We start from the raw sequence: 19,339 nt of genomic DNA on the forward strand, positions 1-19,339 counted from the left end.
CTGCAGGCTGCAACCTCTGTATTTTGCTCAAAAACCCCGGTTGCTTAACCCCATCCGTAAATCTCAAATCTCAAATCTCAAATCGATATCTGCAGGCTGCAACCTCTGTATTTTGCTCAAAAACCCCGGTTGCTTAACCCCATCCGTAAATCTCAAATCTCAAATCGATATTTGCAGGCTGCAACCTCTGTATTTTGCTCAAAAACCCCGGTTGCTTAACCCCCTCCGTAAATCTCAAATCTAAAATCTAAAATCTAAAATCGATTGACAGTTGCCGATCGAACTTGCTATCTTAGTCATAGTCGTAATGAGTACGTTTTAGTCGTCGGTTATTGTTTGTAAGTTTTATGGTAAAAATTGTCGGCATTGGTGGAAGTTTGCGGGCTGGCTCTTACAGCCAGTTAGCGTTGAAGGTGGCAGCACAGCGGGCCCAGGCCCTAGGCGCGGAAGTTGAAATATGGGATTTGCGATCGCTCAAGCTGCCCTTCTGCAACGGCGAGAATGATTATATCGATTACCCGGATGTGGACAAGCTGCTGAATGCGGTTAAGCAAGCCGATGGGTTGATTTTGGCAACGCCGGAGTATCACGGTAGCGTCAGCGGTGCTCTCAAGAATGCCCTGGATTTGATGAGTTTTGAGCATTTGGACGGGAAGGTTGCGGGTGCGATTAGTGTTTTGGGAGGGCAAGTTAACAGCAACGCACTCAACGATTTGCGCGTGATTTTGAGATGGGTACACGCTTGGGTAATTCCCGAACAAATTGCGATCGGACAAGCTTGGAAAGCTTTTAGTCCTGATGGTAAATTGTTGGATGAAAAACTGTCTGAAAGGTTCGACGAATTTGCTCGGAGTTTGGTAGAAAATACGCGGAAATTGCGCGGAATTTCGTAATTGTATCTCATGACAAATATAGTCCGGGACGCAACTGGCATAATCTTTGGGTGCGTCCCTTTCCCTAATTTCTCGATTTGAATAGGTTTTGTCTCTAGCAGAGCACCCTACAAGCTGTAATCTTAACAGTCAACAGTCAACAGCCAACAGCCAACAGTCAACAGCCAACAGCCAACAGCCAACAGCCAACAGTCAAAAGAGTTAAAATGGCATATCGATCATGTCTCCGAAAGGATGGGGTACGTCGATCGACATTCTTCCGGGTTTTGACTCATATTTCTCAATCCACTTTTTGGCTAATTCCAAAGCTTCCTCCTCTGTCTTGGCATTTTGGACTGCGACGTGGCGGTTGCCGCGGCTATCCCAAACCTCGACGTAGAAAACTTTCTGGGATTGAATAATCCAACCTTTATAAGTGTCTGCTGGTTCCATAGTTAGAATCCTAAAATAATCGGGCGGGGAGTTCCACTGACGAGCTAATTGTAAATATTGCCCTGCATAAAATGAATTTTACGGGGGTTTCTATAGTATTTTTGGAAAAAAGTCAGTTTTACGGTTAACCTCATGACTAGACTCCGAAAGCAATTATTTAGCTGGAGAAAATATCTCCAACCTTTGGCGGCGGCGATCGCGATCGCCCTAATCGCATCCCAGATCGCGGTATTGCCGGCCTTGGCGACTGGCGTGTACGAAATACCGGTGTTGTCGGCGGGCGATCGAACTTGGGTGTTCGACAAAGGCGACGTGCTCAGCCGCAGCAGCGAAAGCAATATCAGCAGCGTGCTCGACAACCTGGAAAACAAAACAGGGAAACAAGTCAGGTTTGTCACCATCCACCGCTTAGACTACGGCGAAACGACTGCTACTTTCACCGACCAACTGTTTGAACAGTGGTTTCCGACAAAAGAAGACCAGACTAACCAAATTTTACTCGTTCTCGACACTGTTACCAATAGTGCTGCAATTCGGACGGGGGAAGGGGTGAAATCCCTGCTAACCGATGAAATTGCCCAGAGTGTGGCTGGGGAAACTGTGCAAGTGCCGCTGCGGGAAGGCAATAAATACAACGAAGCATTTTCGGCTGCAAGTACGCGCATTGCAACTGTTTTGTCGGGCGAACCGGATCCGGGTGCTCCTCAAGTTGTTGACAACATTCAAGTTGAAGGCACGTTTAAAAAAGCTGAAGAAACAGACCAAGGCAATGCCACAGTTGTTGTGGTTGTGCTGTTGGTATTGGCGACAGTGATTCCGATGGTGACTTATTTCTGGTATCAAGGTTTTTCGTAATCGGTGCTGCAGGCATCCGATCGGTTGCCGTTTTGTCAAGAAAATATGGCAGGGCTGCACTAATCTTGAACGTATTCTCGATCGCTCAACAATGCAATCTCTGCCCGTACAAATTCCCGTCCCAGATAAGCCGCGTGATCTAACAGTGTCACCGGGCTGGGGCGGGTTTCTTCTAGAATTTTGACACAAAGTTCTTTGGCGGTTCGACCGGTAAAAAGTGTGGATTGGGTGCGTTCTACTTTGCCACGGGCGGGGATGGGTTTACCAGTTTCGGGATCGACGGCGAGGCCTCGATCGTCGATGATGTTGGTGAAATGTTTGGCACAGATTAAGCTGGTTTCGCGATCGAGATAGATAATGAAGTAGCCGCCCGGATCGAGGTCGAGGTGGCGTTTGGATAGCTTGTCATCGATTGCGGTGAGGTTTTCCAAGGTTTGACTCATGGTTGGTGAAAGAAAGTAGACAATAGCTGTGATTTGTTCTGCTATTTCTAGTTTAGTCGGCTGCGGCACAAGTTTGGCTGGTTGGGAAAGTTGAATGCAGGGAAAGTTTCGGGCGATCGACATTCTACGCGAGATCTGTGGTGACACGGCTGAGCCTCAGTCCGGCCCGGGCTTCTGCGACTTTTAATGATTTGTATAAGATTGAGAAGTTTAGCAAGACTTATTGAAATTAGTATAATTAACCGCAGAGAGCGCAGAGAATGCAGAGTGAAATAAGAGAGAGAAACCAAATATGTTATCCTGGGCTGGAGGAAGATTTTGCATTAAGTTATAAATGAAATTTATAGATTTGTTTTCGGGAATAGGAGGTTTCAGACAAGGTTTTGAAAAACTTGGCTTTGAGTGCAGTTTTTCCTGCGAAATTAACAGCAAGTGCCGAGAAGTTTACACAGAAAATTTCGGTGAGGTTCCTTTTGCCGACATCAGTAACATCAATCCCGCCGATTTAGCCGACTTTGATATTTTAGTCGCCGGGTTTCCTTGCCAACCTTTTAGTATCTGCGGCAAAAAGCTCGGTTTTGAAGATACTAGAGGCACGCTATTTTTTGATATTTGTAAAATTATTAAAGTCAAACAACCTCAAGTAATTGTCCTAGAAAATGTCAAGCACTTAATCCATCACGACAAGGGAAACACCTTAAAAGTAATTATTGCCAGCCTAGAAGAATTGGGCTACAGCGTGAATTACAAAATGCTGAATGCTAAAAATTTTGGAATTCCTCAACATCGTGAAAGAATATTCATTATGGCAACTAAAGGTAAACCCTTCAATTTTTCTCGGGTTAAAACCCAGTTAACTCCAAAACTCTGGGATTTTCTAGACAAGACAGGGGATTTTGAAATATTGGATAAATCCGAGTATACTTTAATAGAGTCTCCGAAAAAGCAAGATTCGGGACTTTTGTTTGTAGGTTACAGAAATAAAGGTACTTGGAAAACTGGCGTGAGGCCGAATACAGAACATTTATCGAGAGTTCACAGACAGCCTAATCGCATTTATTCGGTAGATGGAGTGCATCCGACTATTCCTTCGCAAGAAACATCGGGCAGGTTTTTTATCTACATTCCTGAGCAAGATATGGTGAGAAAGTTGACGCTGAAGGAATGTTACCGTCTTATGGGTTTTCCTGAAGATTTTAAAAGTTATCCTAGTACGGGGGAAAGTTACAAGCAAATTGGGAATTCGGTTTGTGTACCGGTGGTGGAGGCGATCGCGCAAGAAATATTAAGTCAAAATTTATTGTGAAATGAGCCAAATGAACCACAAAGAAAAACTGAAGAATATATACAGCTTGTCGTTTTAAACGGAACTTCTCCCCGCTTAGCCCTCCAACCTTTTTGAAAAAGTCGGAGAGCTAAGCCAGAAAAGCTTTAACCTAGAACGCGACCCCACCTTACAAACTACCTTCGTTCACCTCAGTGTATTGATAGTTGTAGAACTCTGTTCCAGTTGCCTCGTTGATGATTACCACCCGTCCAGCACCCCGATCGTACATGACCCGAACCCGTCCATCGGAACCACTAAATTTATTGCCCGATGTGCGCGTCAAAACACCGGAGAAGTTGAACTCTCCTTCTGTAATCCGCACCCCAATCTGGTTGGCATTGCGGGTAGTCATTTCCGTGACTGGAGTCCCCGATGGTTGGCTGGGTGAAGGTTGACTGGATCCATTAGAGGAAGCGGTATCCCAGTAGATGTAGATCGATTCCTTGGCGAGGCGATAAATTTGCCCCTTGTCGCCGAGCCCAGACTGCCGATAGGCGACACGACCAGTTTGGTCGCGATAATTGCCTGGTTCATTGGCCACAGGGGTTAGGTAATAGTGGCTACCATTTTCCAGTTCGATGGTAACGGCACCCTGCCGTTGCGAAAAGGTACAGGAAGCGGAAGACGTGGCGCGATCTTCTCCTTTTGGATACACATCGCAGCGGGCCTTCACCGTGTCTGCTTTGGCGCTAATGGTAATACCGAAAGAGGCGATGGCCACTGCCACTGCTAAAAGCGAATTTGCAAGCTTCATCTCAAGAAAATCTCCTAATTATTAAGGGGGAACCACGAATCAGGATAGGCGAATCGATCGCACTTACCTTCCATCGTTTCTTTCACAACATCAAGCATAGGTTCAGGGCCACCGATAGCCAGAGAAGCTTGACAAAATAGAAGTTTACCGACACGGAGTTGGCTTAATGCCATGAAATGCGATCGGGAGTAAGCGGATTAAATAAGAGGTATCACAATCCAAGGAATGATACCAAATCCGGGTTAGCTATATCTCTGACCCACACCTCAACAGCCTTCTGCCGCACTGATACCGCCTGCATTAAGGCTCAAACTCTGATTCACTTTGAGAATATTTATCGGTCATATCTTCTTAAACCACTCTCGCCAATAAACTAAGGTTGCTGCTAAAGTAATATCTTTCGATCCTTCCCACTCACAGGATAAATGTAAGATTTTTTACCGGCATTAATCGGGCAGACCAAGCGTACTGCCCCATCGCCATTTATATTTTGCCAAGCAAGCCGAATACTACCTTTCTTACTTGGAAGTATCTTTGAGATTTTCGGAAAACTGTTGCCCATGCTATCCTAGACCTCAACAACCAATTTCATCGCTGTCCTAAAAGCATACTCAGTTGGTCTTAAAATTCCCTACTCATCCTCTTCTTCTAAATATAAAAGTTGGATCGGATCTTCGACCCTGATTCGGAAATTCAATAAACCGCTATTGCTACTGCTATCAGTAATCTGTTCCTTTGCGACAGTCATAAGATTAAATTCCTTAAGTCGATCGCACATTTTAGGCTAACACAGCCTAATGCTCTGCAATTCGGTAAGGTGCGCAGTGCGCACCCTACATTATTAGGACTCTTCATCCTTACTAAAAACAAGTATTAGGCGGGAACTTGGATTTTTTCAGTGCCGGCAAGCTCAAAGGCTGCGTGAATAGCCTTCAAAGCAGTTACGCCTTGTTCCTCATCCACAACGCAGCTAATTTTTATCTCGGAAGTGGCAATCATTTGAATGTTGATTTGCTGCCTAGAAAGCGCTTCAAACATCCTTGCCGCTACTCCCGGATGCGCTACCATCCCGGAACCGACTACGCTAACTTTGGCAATTTCTGTATCGACTGCTACTTCGCCCCATCCGAATTCTGGGGCGGCTTGTTCGAGGGTGTTTTTAGCAGCTTGGGCGTCAATTTGTGCTACGGTAAATGCAATGTCGCGAGTTAATATGCCGTCTATATTGTGGCAGCGCTGCGACTGAATGATCGTGTCTACGCTGATATTTTCTTCGGCTAAAAGTCCGAACAGTTTTGCTGCAACTCCGGGTCGATCGGGCAATTGGCGAATTGCTAGACGCGCTTGATTGAGATCCAAGGCAACGGCGCGGACTGCGGGCGGTTTGTGGGATGATGAATGCAGCCCAATAGGGGAGTTGGCGACATCAAATGCTTTGCAGAGTTCGGCAACGGCCCGATCGCAATCTTCAGCATCGATCGCACAACTAACTTTCACCTCGGATGTAGAAATCATTTGAATGTTAATTCCCGCATCCGCTAAAGTCTTAAACATCTGCGCCGCTACCCTCGGACGACCGATCATTCCCGCACCCGCAATGCTAACTTTAGCTATGGGCCGCTCTTCTGCTTTCACTTCTGGTTCTCCCAATTCTGGGCGAGAATTTTTGCCGAGGGCGGGGATAATTGCATCTGCAACGGCGGTGGCTTGTTGGAGAGATTTTCGCGTCACGGTGAAGGCGATATCGTTAGTATTTCCTTCGTGAATTGACTGGATAATTAAGTCTACATCGAGGTTTTGTTGGGCGATCGCACCAAACAACCGCGCTGCTACTCCCGGGCGATCGGGCAAACGCAGCAGCGACACCCCCGCCTGATCTAAATCAAATTCCACCGCATCCACCGCTTTTGCGAGTTCCAAGCCCTCCAAAGGCCGAGGTTGCGGGGGTGGGGACATTACCCGCGTACCCGGGGCGTCACTCCAGCTAGACAGCACTACCAGCGGCACGCCGTAATTCTTAGCAATTTCTACCGCGCGCGGGTGCAGGACTTTTGCGCCCAAACTCGCCAATTCCAGCATTTCGTCGCAAGTGATTTCGTCCATCAATTGGGCGTCGGCAACCAAGCGCGGATCTGCAGTCAAAATTCCGGGCACGTCGGTATAAATTTCGCACCTGTCGGCCTGCAGCGCTGCGGCGAGGGCAACTGCTGTTGTGTCGGAACCGCCGCGCCCCAAGGTGGTAATTTCCAATTCTCCGGCATCGGCGATACCTTGGAAGCCCGCAACCACAACGACTTTACCGCTTTTTAACTGGGTTTCGAGGCGATTCGGGTCGATTCGCAAAATCCGGGCGCGGGTGTGGGCGGCTTCGGTGACAATGCCAACTTGGGCGCCGGTGAGGGAAATTGCGGGCTGTCCCATTTCCTGCAATGCCATGCTCAAAAGTGCGATGGAGACTTGTTCTCCGGTGGAAAGCAACATATCCATTTCCCGCTTGTTGGGATTTGGGGAAATTTCCTTGGCGAGTTTAACTAAACCGTCGGTGGTTTTGCCCATTGCCGAAAGTACGACAACGAGAGAGTTGCCGAGCTGTGCTGTTTTTACTACTCGTCGGGCTACTTCCAGAATGCGATCGACCGTGCCAACCGAGGTTCCGCCATATTTCTGAACAATTAGTGCCATAGGACTTACACAAAAAGTGATGCAATACTTAAGCTAATATACGCAAATTTTCGCTCTCGACCGATGAATGTTTATATCGTTTCTGAGGAGGCTGCTAGGCGATCGGGTTTTTACAGCACACGATCTTCCTAGGCACACTGAATTGCCGTGTCCCTACCGGAACCTGCGACTGATGGGAATTTAGATTTTTGATTGAAGAATTCAAGCATTGCCAATGACTTATGAATAACCCAATCCCGATAATCATCAGTCAATCGATTTTAGATTTTAGATTTTAGATTTTAGATTGAAGCCTTGACCCCACGGATAAATACGTTAGGCAAGTTTCTCGGATACACGTTTTTTATTTCTGGACGGATGAATCCGGGGGCTTGTATCCTGGATGCTTTCGGTCATCCCCAATCTCAAATCTCAAATCTCAAATCTCAAATCTCAAATTGAATTACTCGCCTTCTAACTCTCGCAAACGCGCTTCTAAAGCTTGAATTCGCAATTCAGCTTCTATGCGCCTTTGTCGTTCTCGTTCTGCTTCTGACTGCGCTTGTTCTGCAGCCAATTCGGCTTGTTGGGCCCGTTCCTCGGCCGCCAGCAGCAAATTCCCGGAAGCATCCCACCAGCGCAGCCAAGGCAGTTCTACGCCCTGATAAACCCCTTGCCAAATGCCTAATTCCACTCCTATTTGTGCGATCGGGTAATGTCCGCGCTGATTGGGTGGGACTAACTCGAAGCGATCCTCTACCAAATGATACACTTCAACTTGTGCCTTTTTGACTTCATAAATGCCGTAAAAAGCAGGTCTAATTATGCGCTCGTAAATCCAGAATTTGCCCTGGCGAGGAGTTCTATCTCTTTCTTCACTGCCATCGCCCGACACAAATTCAAGTACAATTAGAGGCGGCCTTAATTCCTGCCACATTACATAGGAGCGGCGAAGATTTCCGTCAAGAGTTGGCGGCACGTCGGGCACGTAAAACCAATCAGGTGCTTCGGCTCCTCTTTCTGGGGGTTCCGGGGGCCGGGCCACTCGCCAATAAATACCGGAATCTTGACCGATGCAGTATTGCCCGTCGGGATGAACTTGCTCTAAAACCGGTCGAATTGATGTTGTTAACAGGATGCTTTGAGGGTGCTCTTGAAAATTTTTCACAAAAGTACCGTCGGAGTCTGGTAATTGAGTGTGGTCTGGGAAATCTGTTGCTAGAATTTCTGGTTTTTCGGTGACACTCATGTTGACCTCTTGAATTTTGAAAAATTAGACTTATAATTGGTGGCTGAGAAATTAATAATGCTATCCCGCCATAGGAAACCTCCGGTTGCTATCTAGAAAACTTTTAGGAATATGAGTCAGTACAAGTTAATTATTTTTGACTTCGACGGCACTTTGGCAATTACTCACAAAGCTATTATATATTGCTTTACCAAAACCTTTGAAAATTTCAACATTATCCCGCCTGCTGCTGATACTATTATAGGTACGATCGGCATCAATTTACCAAATAGTTTTAAAATCCTGCATCCGGCGATCGAGGAAAGCGCAATTCCCGAATGGGTTGAAACTTACCGCTCTTATTATCGGACTGAAGGTGAAAAGCAGGTAGATTTATTTCCCGGGACAAAGCAAATATTGCAGTTGGTGAGCAAGTCGGGATTGAGCCTGGGAGTTTTCAGCAATAAACACGTGAGTTTTGTTAATTTATTACTAACAAAATTGAAAATTCACAGTTTTTTTGATTTAATTTTAGGTGATAACGGACAAATAATCCTCAAACCCAATCCGGCTGTTTTTCACTCGATGATTAAACCGCTGTTCCCGGAATTGGATAACAGTCAAGTTTTAATGGTTGGCGATACAGCGGTTGATTTGCTGTTTGCTAAAAATGCTGGGATAGATGTTTGTTGGGCGGCTTACGGATATGGCGATCGCGCTCAGTGTCTCGCCCTAAAACCGACTTTCGCGATCGACGATATTTCAGAACTTGCTGCGCTCGTTAAAAATTAATTTTTTCTCGCTTTTTTCCAGAAGAGTTTGAATCATTTAAATCACAAGTATTTAATTAAAAATATTTCAATAGAGCCGGATGCTATATAATTTTGATTGAAGTGAAAAAATAAATGCGCGAACCTGTAAGCAGCCTAAACGCGGTCAAGTAAACCATACTAAAGATAGAGTTATTGCGACAACAGCTCTTATAAATTAACAATTAGGATTCATTTGAAGGCACAAGGCGCAAGGCACAAGGCAGAAGGAAAAAAAATGATGGAGGTCAGATTTTTTTTAGGTAGAATTTACAGCAAAAATTCTGCATGATAGCCTTCTAACTTCTGCCTTGGCAAAACAGGGCAATTCTGTTAAAATCTAGGGTCTGCTGCCAGTCTGGATCGAAAATAAACTCAATCTATAGAAACTCATGCAGATCGATATAAGCATTCCTTCTGAAACGCTATCGCCGACCCGCACTGGTGGCAATGCACCGAATTTAATAGAAGAAGTATTCCGGCTGTACGATCGCGCGCTGGCAGCAATCAGCAACGGCATCGCGATCGCGGACGCTACCCAGCCGGACAAGCCCATAGTCTACTGCAACCAGGCTTTCGAGAGGATTACAGGCTACGATCGCAGCGAAATAATCGGGCAGAACTGCCGCTTCCTGCAAGGCCCGGATACCGATGGCGCTGCCGTCGCTAAAATCCGCGTCGCCATGAAAGAACAGCAGGACTGCAAAGTAGTTCTGAAAAACTACCGCAAAGACGGCACCTCCTTCTGGAACGAACTCGCCATCTCGCCGGTGCGCGACAGCAGCGGGATCGTCACCCACTTCATCGGCGTCCAATCTGATATCACGGATCGCTTCCAAGCAGAAGAAGCCCTCAAACAAGCCGAGGCAAAATACCGCAGCATCTTTGAAAACGCCACCGAAGGCATATTTCAAACCACCCCAGACGGGCGCTACCTCAGCGCCAACCAGGCACTCGCCCGAATCTACGGCTACGATTCCCCGTCAGAACTGAAGGCAAAATGTTCGGCACAAAACCTTTACGCCGATGGCGCCCGCCGCGCTTCCTTCATAGCAGAAATCAGCCAAAGTGGCTCCCTGAAAGAGTTTGAGTCCTGCGTCCGCCGCAAAGACGGCAGCACTACCTGGATCTCGGAAAACGTGCGGGAAGTCCGCGGCGAAGGCGGCGAACTCCTTTACTACGAAGGAACCGTCGCCGAAATCGCCGCCCGCAAAGAAGCTGAAGCAGCCCTGCGAAATCAAGAATACTGGCTGAAAACCGCGATTAACGCCGTGCCCGACGCGATCAACCTCACAGACAGCGAGGGGCGCTGGCTGATTGCCAACGACTACGCCCTCAAACTTTTGGGCTGGGAAACTGCAGACTACCAGGGCAAAACTACTGCCGAACTCGCAGCCGCAGCCGATCCGAGAGTCAGAAAAATCTTGCTAACTTGGCAGGAAACCGATGAAAAAACCTGGCAAGCAGGTACTCTCACCTCCAGCCGCCAAAGTGTCCCCTTGCCCACAGGCGGCAGCAATTTGTTTGAAGTGCGGAAAGTGCCGCTGTTCAACCCCGACGGTTCGCGCAAAGGTTTGGCAGTCGCGGGGCGGGACATCACCCAGGAAGTGGAAGCGGATGCAGCTTTGCGAGACAGCGAACAGCGGTTTCGGGCAATTTTTGAACGCGCTGCCATCGGCATGGTAGTCGCTACCCTCGAAGGTATGGCGCTGGCGACTAATCCGGCATTTCAAGCAATGCTGGGGCTTGAGGAAGCTCAACTGCGGGGTATGGACCTCGAGGAATGCGCGCACCCGGAAGACGTACAAGCCGATCGCGAGTTGCGCCAACAGTTGGCCGCGGGCTCGTGCGAAGCTTACCAAATCGAGAAGCGCTACCTCCGCCAAGACGGCAGCATCAGGTGGGCACGCCTCAGCGCCTCTGTCATCGACAGCAGTCAGGGAACGCCACAGTTTATTTTGGAAATGGTAGAGGATATTACCGATCGCAAACAAGCCCAGTTAGCTTTATTGCAAAATGAGGCTAAGTGGCGATCGCTGATTTTCAACAGTTCCGACATCATTACTATTCTCGACAAAAGCGCTCGCATTGTTTACGAAAGCCCTTCTGTAAAAAGAGTTTTGGGGTACGACGCCGAGGAACTCGCTAGTCAAATGGTTCTCGATTTCATCCACCCTGATGACCTTGCCTCGGTGATATCCTACCTCGAAAAACTCCTGGCAAATCCAGGCACTCCGATCGCCGTAGAAGGTCGGTTCCGGCGCGCTGACGGTTCTTGGTCTTTTCTCGAAGGCGTCGGCATTAACTTGCTAGCAGACCCCGCTGTGAACGGAATAGTGCTCAACTCCCGCGACATGACGGCGCGCAAGCAAGCAGAGTACCGCCTCAGCAAAATCAACGAGTGCTTTTTGGGATTCACCACCGAGGCCGCTGACAACATCCAGCGCCTGACATCCTTAGCCGGCGAGCTTTTGGAGGGAAGCTGCGCCATCTACAGCCGCGTCGATGACGGTCTGCTGCGGGCGATCGGGACTTGGCAAGTGCCGCCGGACTACCCGCTGGTCGATCGCGCCGAGGGCCACATCTGCACTGACGTATGCAGGAAAGGAAGCGATCGGGCTGTCGCCCTTCCTGACTTGCAGAACACGATCTACGGCCAAATCGATCCCGCTGTCATCCGCTACCAACTGCGAAGCTATCTGGGACAAGCAGTGCGCCAGGGCGACAATTACGTGGGTGCGATGTGCGTTGTCTACACCGACCCGATCGCGCCCACAGAAGCCGACTGCAAGCTGATCGGAATTATTGCTGGGGCGATCGGAGTCGAAGAAGAACGGGCCGCCGCCGCCGATCGCGACCACCAAAAATCCCAAGAACTGCAAACAGCTTTGCACGATTTGCAGCAAACTCAAATGCAGTTAGTACAAACCGAAAAAATGTCTTCCCTCGGACAGGTGCTAGCAGGAATTGCCCACGAAATTAACAACCCAGTTGGCTTTGTCGCTGGCAACCTCTGCCACGTCCGGGGCTACGTTCTCGACTTGTTAGAAATCGTGCAAGCCTATCGAGAAGAGTACCCAAATTCCCCAGCCCAAATTCAGCAACAAGCCGATGATATAGACTTAGAATTTCTAGCCGAAGACCTGCCAAAATTGCTCAATTCGATGCATACAGGATGCGAGCGAATTGTAGAAATTATTCAAACACTGCGCAATTTCTCGCGGGCTGACGAAGCGAAAATCAAGACTGCCGACATTCACGAAGGTTTAGAAAGTACCTTGTTAATGTTGAACAGCAGGCTGAAAGCCAAGGCCAACTGGCAGGGCATTAAAGTGATTAAAGAATACGGAGAACTGCCGGAAATAAACTGTCATCCCGGACTGTTAAACCAGGTATTTATGAATGTATTGGCAAATGCGATCGACGCCTTGGAAGAAAGCAGCAGCCAAGCACAAGACACCGAAAATTCTACCTGTCCTACTATTACGATTCACACAGAAACGATTGATGACAAGTCCATCTGCATTCGGATTAAAGACAACGGTTCGGGCATTTCCCAAGATCAGATCGTGCGTTTGTTTGACCCGTTTTTTACCACAAAACCCGTAGGCAAAGGCACAGGTTTAGGTTTATCAATTTCGCACCAAATTGTCGTTGAAAAACACAACGGCAAATTGCAGTGCCTCTCAGAACCCGGTCAAGGCACTGAATTTATCATCGAAATTCCAATTCGTTGACATCAGGACGACGCTAATCAGGATATCATGCTCGATCTGATGGGTATTTATCGAAATTCCCTTTAAAAACCCCTTGATAAGACTGGTTGAAACCGCTCCTACCCAATCCAAGTCAGAGCCCAGACTGACTAAGAAATAAACGGGGTATTTAAGCCGGATTTGGTATGAGACGGATCTGATAGGCAACAAGTAGTTTGATATCAAATCTGTTAGCAGGGGAATTATTCCTATCTCTCTTCTACTCATCTGCGTAAATCTGCGTTAATTCCTGGTCATCTGCGGTTAACAAATTATCTTTTTTTTAACCGCAGATGAGGGCAGATAAACACAAATTAACGCAGATGAATTAGAGCAATTTCGGTGGCACTAATTCATCTGTTAGCCTGGTAATTATTCCTATGTCTCTTCTATTCATCTGCGTGAATCTGCGTCAATCTCTTGTCATCTGCGGTTAACAAACTATCTTTTTTAAACCGCAGATACAGGCAGATTAACACAGATTAACGCAGATGAATTAGAGCAATTTCGGTGGCCCTATCCCTCGGGAATTGTTGACTGTTGGCTGGATTTGACGCCCGACGATGCCACCGGAGTTGATATGAGATCCTACCCTAACGCGGTAAGGTTTTTCAGGCGTACTTTACATATAGCAATCCTAAATCATTTGTGAATTTTTTACTTCCTCTCCGCGGGTTCGGGGAGGGTTGGGTTGGGGTAAAAAATTTATGACTCATTGAGGATTGCTATATAATTATGTTCAAGTCTGCCCTAATTTAGTTAAAAACTAAACTGCGTCCGCAAATTGCCCACAAAAATTGTCGGGTTGTTATCGAAATTATTGGCATTGCCGATCGCATAAAATGCCGGCACGATCGAAATATGGTCGGTGAGAGGCAAATAATAAGTTGCCTCAATGTCGTACTGCGTGCCGCCATTCCCTCCGCCAGAAACCAGAAACCTCCGACCGCTAGTAAAGTCAAAAGGTACTAAAAATGATACCGTAAGCAAAGCTCCTTCTTTGAACAAATCGGGAAATGCAAGTCCTAACTGATAAGATTGATTTTTGATCGTGCCGTCGGGTCGGTTAGTCTTGGGAAATATATTGGTTTCGGCGTAGCCGTAGCGGCCGAAAAGACCAAAGCGGCGAGTGACTAACCAATCGAAGTTGAAACTATAAGTATTCGCAGTCGCATTGCCCAGGCGACCGCCGAAACCGTCATCTGCCACACCGTTTAACGGCTTGCTGTTAGGAGATCCAATTAAGCCGCCGATTTGCTGGATGTTGGAACGGCTGTACAGAAAGCGCAAATTAGCCCGATCGCTCGGACTGAATGTTAATTCTGCTGTAGCCGTATTCGTGCCGCCAAACAAGCCTTGAGACGGATTGGAAGCGGAATTAAACACGGAAGTCGGTAAAAATTCTGTACTCTCGCCCAAATAGCCAAAACGCAGTTTCAATGGGCGGCCGATATCCCACAAAACCAAAGCACCGGCACCGCGTTTGGTAGCGCTTAACAAGGGGCTGTTGTTAGAATTAAAGCTGCTGGCACCGTTCACGAAAAAGTTAAAGTTATTGTTGTCAAAGTAGCGGTAGAAATTAATCCTCGGCCCGACTACTACTTGCAAGCTTTTGCTAAGCGGGAACCGATAGGAAAGTTCCCTCAGGATAACTTCATTGGGATTTACTCCCGCAGTTTGATCGAGAAAAGGAGTGCCAAAGGTATTGAACAGACCTGTGGAAGTATACTGATTTGCTGGGGAATTCCCGTTACCTACAGCTAGCTGTGTAATCAATTCGTCTTTCCCTGTAAAGGAAGTAGTGAGAGTTAACCAAACTAACTGGCTGAAAGTGATTTCTGGGTCGTCAACTTTCTGGACTATGGGTCTGTTGGTGACAGGATCGCGTCCGGCTACTCGATCGAGCCCAGCAGCTTTTCCATTTGTTGCTTCAACTCGGACTCGCTCGCCGGCAAAAGCTCCAGTCAGGTTAAACCAAGCAAATCCGTTTAGTTTAGTAGTAGTTGAAAATTGGTTGGCTTCCAATTCGGCTGTTCGAGCTTCTAAAGCATCTACTCTACCGCGCAATGTAGCTAATTCTGCCGCAAATTCTTCTTGCAGTTTTTGCAGAGATGCTAAATCTTCTCGGCTGACTAAATTACCAGTAGAACCGCTCATTTGTTTGGTAATTTGATCCAAGCAAGCATTTAATCCGGCGGCAAATTCGTAGCGAGTCATGGCCCGATTGCCTCGGAATGTGCCGTCTGGATATCCCGCAATGCAGCCGTATCTTTCTACTAGGGATTGCAAGGCGCCAAAAGCCCAATCTGTTGGCCGCACGTCGGACAGTTGGGAAACCGAGGTGACTTGTGCTGCGTCTTCTTGTATGCTCAGGTCATCAGCGGTGCCCGTCTCGCTGCTGATATCGGCAACTTTGCTGGCTTCAGCAACGTTTTGATACTGAGGGGAGTTGGCAATTTCTAACTCCTGTGGGGGCGATTCTCCCATAGCCCCCGTTATTTCTGGGGGTGTTGCTGCTTTATCCTCTGCTGCTTTATCTTGTTTGGGTAAAGTTCGATCGACTGTTACTGTATCTGTTTCGGGTTCGGGGCGATCGACTGTTACTGTATCTGTTTCGGGTTCGGGGCGATCGACTTTTGCTGTATCTGTTTCGGGTTCGGGGCGATCGACTTTTGCTGTATCTGTTTCGGGTTCGGGGCGATCGACTGCTGAGTTAGTCTCTGCGGTTATCGTCGCTAACGGAGGTATCTCAATCTTAACTGCTGCCTGCGCGGAGTCTGGGTTAGCCACAGGGACGGCACTACCTTCTAGCGCAACTTCGGGAGTTGAGGTATCCTGAATTTGAGCTGTTGCGGCGATCGGCCCTAAAGGCACCGCCACACCAGAAATCAAGAAAGACAGCCAAAAAGCTTTAACGGAGGTTGAATTCTTCACCACAACTCTCACACCACTTGTTAAAAATTAAATCTGGCCAATCTTAAACGATCAGCTTGCTTATAAATGTATATTGTTTAACAAATTCTTATAAATAGTTAAAGCTATTTTAGGAAGCGATTGATTCCCAATCATTAATGACTGATGACTACTGACTACTGACTAATTCTCAAAATGAAGTTTTTATTAGTTACAGATTTAGACAACACGCTAGTTGGAGATGACGAAGCAACTCAAGTTTTAAACCAGTTCTTGCAATCAAAGCGAGCGCAAATTTGTTTGGTTTACGCTACCGGGCGTTCTCATGCTTCAACTAGGGAATTAATTGCCCAAAAGCAACTGCTAGCACCAGACTATTTGATCGCAGGTGTAGGCAGCGGAATTTACCAAGACGGAACCCTCGATTTAGATTCGGCGGAATATCTTTCTCAAGCCAGGGATAAAATAGCGATTGCCTCTTTAGCTGAGCAGTTTTCTCAGGTTAAATCCCCATCCCCAAAAGAACAAAATCCTTGGAAAATCAGTTATAGTCTGGAACCAGCAGCAGAGAACAGCTCGACGGTCCAGGCTTTCCAGCAAAAGTCAACTGAATCGGGACTGCCAGCTCAAACCATTTTTAGCAGCAATAGCGATGTGGAGCTTTTACCGCAAACTAGCAATAAAGGCAATGCCCTTACTTATTTACAAAAGCGCCTGCAAATTCCATCTGAGGCAACATTAGTTTGCGGTGATTCTGCCAATGATATCAGTATGTTTGAACAAGATGTCCGGGGAGTAATCGTCGGTAATGCTCTGTCAGAACTCTTAGAATGGCATCGCGAATGCGGCACAGAAAATCATTATTTAGCCCGTTCTGCTTGCGCTTGGGGAATCATGGAAGGAATCGCATATTTTTGGGAATTTTGATTGCCGAAAATCCGGTTTGGTTTGTAGTGAGGACTAAAGTCCTCATAAAAATCAGAGGGCTGAAGTGCTCACTACCAACACACCCCAAGCACCCCAAGTCCCGCAAACCCTTAAAATCTGTTCAGAATTTCAACCGCGTATCCATCAAACCTGCGAGTTGCGATACCATTCGCCTGTACTGCTTTATCTGGAAATTGGGTTGAAAACCCCGTCCTTCTAGGACGGGTTTAATTTCTTAAATGCCTTCCTAAAAATTAGGGGATTGCGGGTATTTTTGGTTGACTAAAATAGTCAAGGTTAAATTCCTTTGCCCGAAGTGAAACACTTAAGACACACTTTCAGGCATAAATTGTTGGACCCTGAGCAGCGAATACTCTTAAAATAGCTAGAGAATCAACGTATTCTCATTACCAGAAAACAAATAATTTGGTTCATTTGTTAAGTAGGGTAGGGCATACCCGAACTCGCTTGTTCATATCCTAATACGCTTTTGGAGATAGACCCTAGGCGGGTTGTTGTGAGTTGAGCTCGTCAATTAGTAGTATTTTCTACGGTTGAAAGGTTTAAGAATTGCCTTCATGACATAACGCTTAAAGGTCAGTCGATGAATTAAGAATCCCCACGCCTTTAGGCTGGGGAGTGTCAAAAAACGTAATCGAACTTAACTTTAGTTACCTAAAGCGAGTTGAAGTTTATTTCCTACCCTGTGGGCTGTCGGCTATCCCAAGATAAGTCGGCTAAGTTGTTCTGCATTTAAATTGCATATTTCGATCCCATATCAAAACTCGTCAAATCCTCGGATCCTCTCGGACTCTCCCCGAATCCCCCTCTAATACCATAAACAATCTAGGTGCATAACAGCTTATCCCCCGATCGCCAAAGGTTCTATAGTTAAGCTTAGCGCCTCAACCTAAATTACTTTCTCTAGAAGAAGTTATCTTTCTAGATGAAGAAGATGTAGGTTTAGTCTACTATTTGCCCCATTAGTTCAGCTCGCCAACGCACCGCCACATGGAACAAAATACTTTACCCGTAGAGGTGATTCTCTCTCACCCCCGCCAATCCTTAGGCAACATTCGGCTGGATTGGACGCCACAACCTGGGAACTATCTAGATTTAGAGGGACAAACCTATGCTGTTTTGGAACGCCACCACCGCTATCAACTCAAATCCGGCCGCTACCGACTGCAAAAAATTGCCCTGTACGTGCAGTCGGCCACACCGCTGACGGAAAGAACTTGTGTAAGCGGCGTCTGGGTTATCGGAGATGCTAGCTGTCGCTTTAATGCTCGATCGGAAATTCTGCGCTGTGCTGTCAATCCCAATGGCCCGTGCTCGCGCTGCTGCGATTACGAAAAGTCTTGAACCATCGAGCCTGTACACAATTCCACCTTGCTCGCCCAACCGAGAGTGCCGAGGATATGGGCGTCTCCCTCATTTACGACAAACTATCAAAACCAGCTAGCAACTCTCGAAGCGGATTTAACTGGTTCCCGAAAGCGGTAATCGATCTTCTGATAGCTGTGCAGCACGTCGCGAATGCCAGCATGAATCAAATTTTCTATGTGTAGCAACTGCTCTGAAGAACAGCGAACCTGGACTTTTTGGTTTGACACAGACTCGCCGGAGTCGATCGCAGTATATCTATTAGGAACTCGGCTGAGCACGTAAGCAATTAAATCCTGTCGCAAGCCAGAAGGCGAAAAAGCTTGTTGGTACGGATGCGTCGGATAAGACTCCAAGATAATTTCTACTTCTTCTGTAACTACTGCCAAGGTAATATTGACAAGATTTTTCTGCATTTTCCCCATCCCCAAACACTCGCTAATTAATATTTTTGTGTCCATCTCGATCTCGTGTGATTTCTGCTGAATCTTAGCCGGCTAATACCGCACATCGTTCTTCGGGAATCACCCGCTCGATCTCGGAACTTACCTCTTCTATAACCCGCAGCACGTAGCAGGGAATCTTGTCCGATAAAATAGCACTTGCCACCATACCCGTGTGAATTTCTAAGACTGCTTCTGCTGGTGCTTCAAACATCAGTCGCTGTCCCGGAAATATCACTTTTTCCATGTACCAATTAGGAATGTTCGCAATCCGAACCACCTGAACTAGGTGGGTAGCATTTGCGTAATAGCACAGAATCTGGTTCTTACCTTTAGAAGATAGCTGATATGACATTTGAAAAATCTCCCCACTCTTTCAACAACTTACTGAGACTTGGCTTTGCCTGTTAGTGGCAATTGCGAGTTTGGCTCTTGACAAAACGACCGACTTATTTTTGGGGTTTTATTCGAGAGGGCGAATCACATCCTCAGTTATTAATTTTTTTACCATTG

The 19,339-nt window shown here is 47.0% G+C and carries 16 protein-coding genes; 8 read left to right on the forward strand and 8 right to left on the reverse strand.

The genetic code is table 11. The features are described 5' to 3' along the window. A partial coding sequence (locus QUB56_RS21665) for a hypothetical protein (RefSeq protein ID WP_332958000.1) occupies nt 1-244 on the forward strand: 244 nt, incomplete at its 5' end. 103 nt (nt 245-347) lie between these two features. Next, the gene (locus QUB56_RS21670; RefSeq protein WP_332958002.1) at nt 348-893 is read left to right on the forward strand and encodes an NADPH-dependent FMN reductase; all 546 of its coding nucleotides are present in this window, start codon (nt 348-350) and stop codon (nt 891-893) included. 201 nt (nt 894-1,094) lie between these two features. Here the strand turns inward: QUB56_RS21670 and QUB56_RS21675 are convergent, their stop codons facing one another. After that, entirely contained in the window at nt 1,095-1,325 is a 231-nt protein-coding gene (locus QUB56_RS21675; protein WP_332958004.1) for a hypothetical protein, read from the reverse strand. Nucleotides 1,326-1,457: 132 nt separating this feature from the next. Here QUB56_RS21675 and psb32 point away from each other — a divergent pair, with 132 nt between their 5' ends. After that, on the forward strand, nt 1,458-2,180 hold the full coding sequence (psb32, locus tag QUB56_RS21680; protein WP_332958005.1) for a photosystem II repair protein Psb32: 723 nt from the start codon (nt 1,458-1,460) through the stop codon (nt 2,178-2,180). Nucleotides 2,181-2,239: 59 nt separating this feature from the next. On the opposite strand, the gene QUB56_RS21685 is transcribed toward psb32, so the two are convergent. Then, complete coding sequence (locus QUB56_RS21685; RefSeq protein WP_332958060.1) at nt 2,240-2,623, reverse strand: DUF4346 domain-containing protein; 384 nt, start codon at nt 2,621-2,623, stop codon at nt 2,240-2,242. A 334-nt stretch (nt 2,624-2,957) separates the two neighbouring features. Here QUB56_RS21685 and QUB56_RS21690 point away from each other — a divergent pair, with 334 nt between their 5' ends. Then, complete coding sequence (locus QUB56_RS21690; RefSeq protein ID WP_332958008.1) at nt 2,958-3,929, forward strand: DNA (cytosine-5-)-methyltransferase; 972 nt, start codon at nt 2,958-2,960, stop codon at nt 3,927-3,929. 148 nt (nt 3,930-4,077) lie between these two features. On the opposite strand, the gene QUB56_RS21695 is transcribed toward QUB56_RS21690, so the two are convergent. The 3 genes from QUB56_RS21695 to QUB56_RS21705 all read right to left on the reverse strand — a co-directional run bounded on the left by QUB56_RS21695 (nt 4,078) and on the right by QUB56_RS21705 (nt 8,614). Beyond that, nucleotides 4,078-4,704: a hypothetical protein gene (locus tag QUB56_RS21695; RefSeq protein WP_332958009.1), complete on the reverse strand. Its 627-nt coding sequence runs from the start codon at nt 4,702-4,704 to the stop codon at nt 4,078-4,080. Nucleotides 4,705-5,577: 873 nt separating this feature from the next. Further along, nucleotides 5,578-7,386, reverse strand: a complete 1,809-nt coding sequence (locus QUB56_RS21700) for an aspartate kinase (RefSeq protein WP_332958010.1) — start codon at nt 7,384-7,386, stop codon at nt 5,578-5,580. A gap of 442 nt (nt 7,387-7,828) precedes the next feature. Further along, the gene (locus QUB56_RS21705) at nt 7,829-8,614 is read right to left on the reverse strand and encodes a Uma2 family endonuclease (RefSeq protein WP_332958011.1); all 786 of its coding nucleotides are present in this window, start codon (nt 8,612-8,614) and stop codon (nt 7,829-7,831) included. 111 nt (nt 8,615-8,725) lie between these two features. Here QUB56_RS21705 and QUB56_RS21710 point away from each other — a divergent pair, with 111 nt between their 5' ends. Together QUB56_RS21710 and QUB56_RS21715 are read left to right on the forward strand one after the other, a co-directional pair. Further along, nucleotides 8,726-9,385 carry an HAD family hydrolase gene (locus QUB56_RS21710; protein ID WP_332958013.1) on the forward strand — a complete coding sequence of 220 codons (660 nt, stop codon included), beginning with the start codon at nt 8,726-8,728 and terminating at the stop codon, nt 9,383-9,385. Nucleotides 9,386-9,794: 409 nt separating this feature from the next. Further along, nucleotides 9,795-13,139 carry a PAS domain S-box protein gene (locus QUB56_RS21715; RefSeq protein WP_332958015.1) on the forward strand — a complete coding sequence of 1,115 codons (3,345 nt, stop codon included), beginning with the start codon at nt 9,795-9,797 and terminating at the stop codon, nt 13,137-13,139. A 777-nt stretch (nt 13,140-13,916) separates the two neighbouring features. Here the strand turns inward: QUB56_RS21715 and QUB56_RS21720 are convergent. Beyond that, nucleotides 13,917-16,094, reverse strand: a complete 2,178-nt coding sequence (locus QUB56_RS21720) for an iron uptake porin (RefSeq protein ID WP_445243384.1) — start codon at nt 16,092-16,094, stop codon at nt 13,917-13,919. A 171-nt stretch (nt 16,095-16,265) separates the two neighbouring features. On the opposite strand from QUB56_RS21720, the gene QUB56_RS21725 reads away from it, so the two are divergent. Beyond that, nucleotides 16,266-16,997, forward strand: a complete 732-nt coding sequence (locus tag QUB56_RS21725; protein ID WP_332958018.1) for a sucrose-phosphate phosphatase — start codon at nt 16,266-16,268, stop codon at nt 16,995-16,997. Between the two features lie 1,011 nt (nt 16,998-18,008). Further along, nucleotides 18,009-18,362 carry a DUF6464 family protein gene (locus tag QUB56_RS21730; protein WP_332958020.1) on the forward strand — a complete coding sequence of 118 codons (354 nt, stop codon included), beginning with the start codon at nt 18,009-18,011 and terminating at the stop codon, nt 18,360-18,362. Nucleotides 18,363-18,448: 86 nt separating this feature from the next. Here the strand turns inward: QUB56_RS21730 and QUB56_RS21735 are convergent, their stop codons facing one another. Continuing rightward, a complete protein-coding gene (locus QUB56_RS21735) occupies nt 18,449-18,844 on the reverse strand; it encodes a late competence development ComFB family protein (protein ID WP_332958023.1) in 396 nt (131 codons plus the stop codon). A gap of 28 nt (nt 18,845-18,872) precedes the next feature. Next, on the reverse strand, nt 18,873-19,181 hold the full coding sequence (locus tag QUB56_RS21740) for a DUF1830 domain-containing protein (RefSeq protein WP_332958026.1): 309 nt from the start codon (nt 19,179-19,181) through the stop codon (nt 18,873-18,875). Nucleotides 19,182-19,339: the final 158 nt, after the last annotated feature.

This window comes from Microcoleus sp. AR_TQ3_B6, assembly GCF_036702785.1.
Lineage (GTDB): Bacteria > Cyanobacteriota > Cyanobacteriia > Cyanobacteriales > Microcoleaceae > Microcoleus.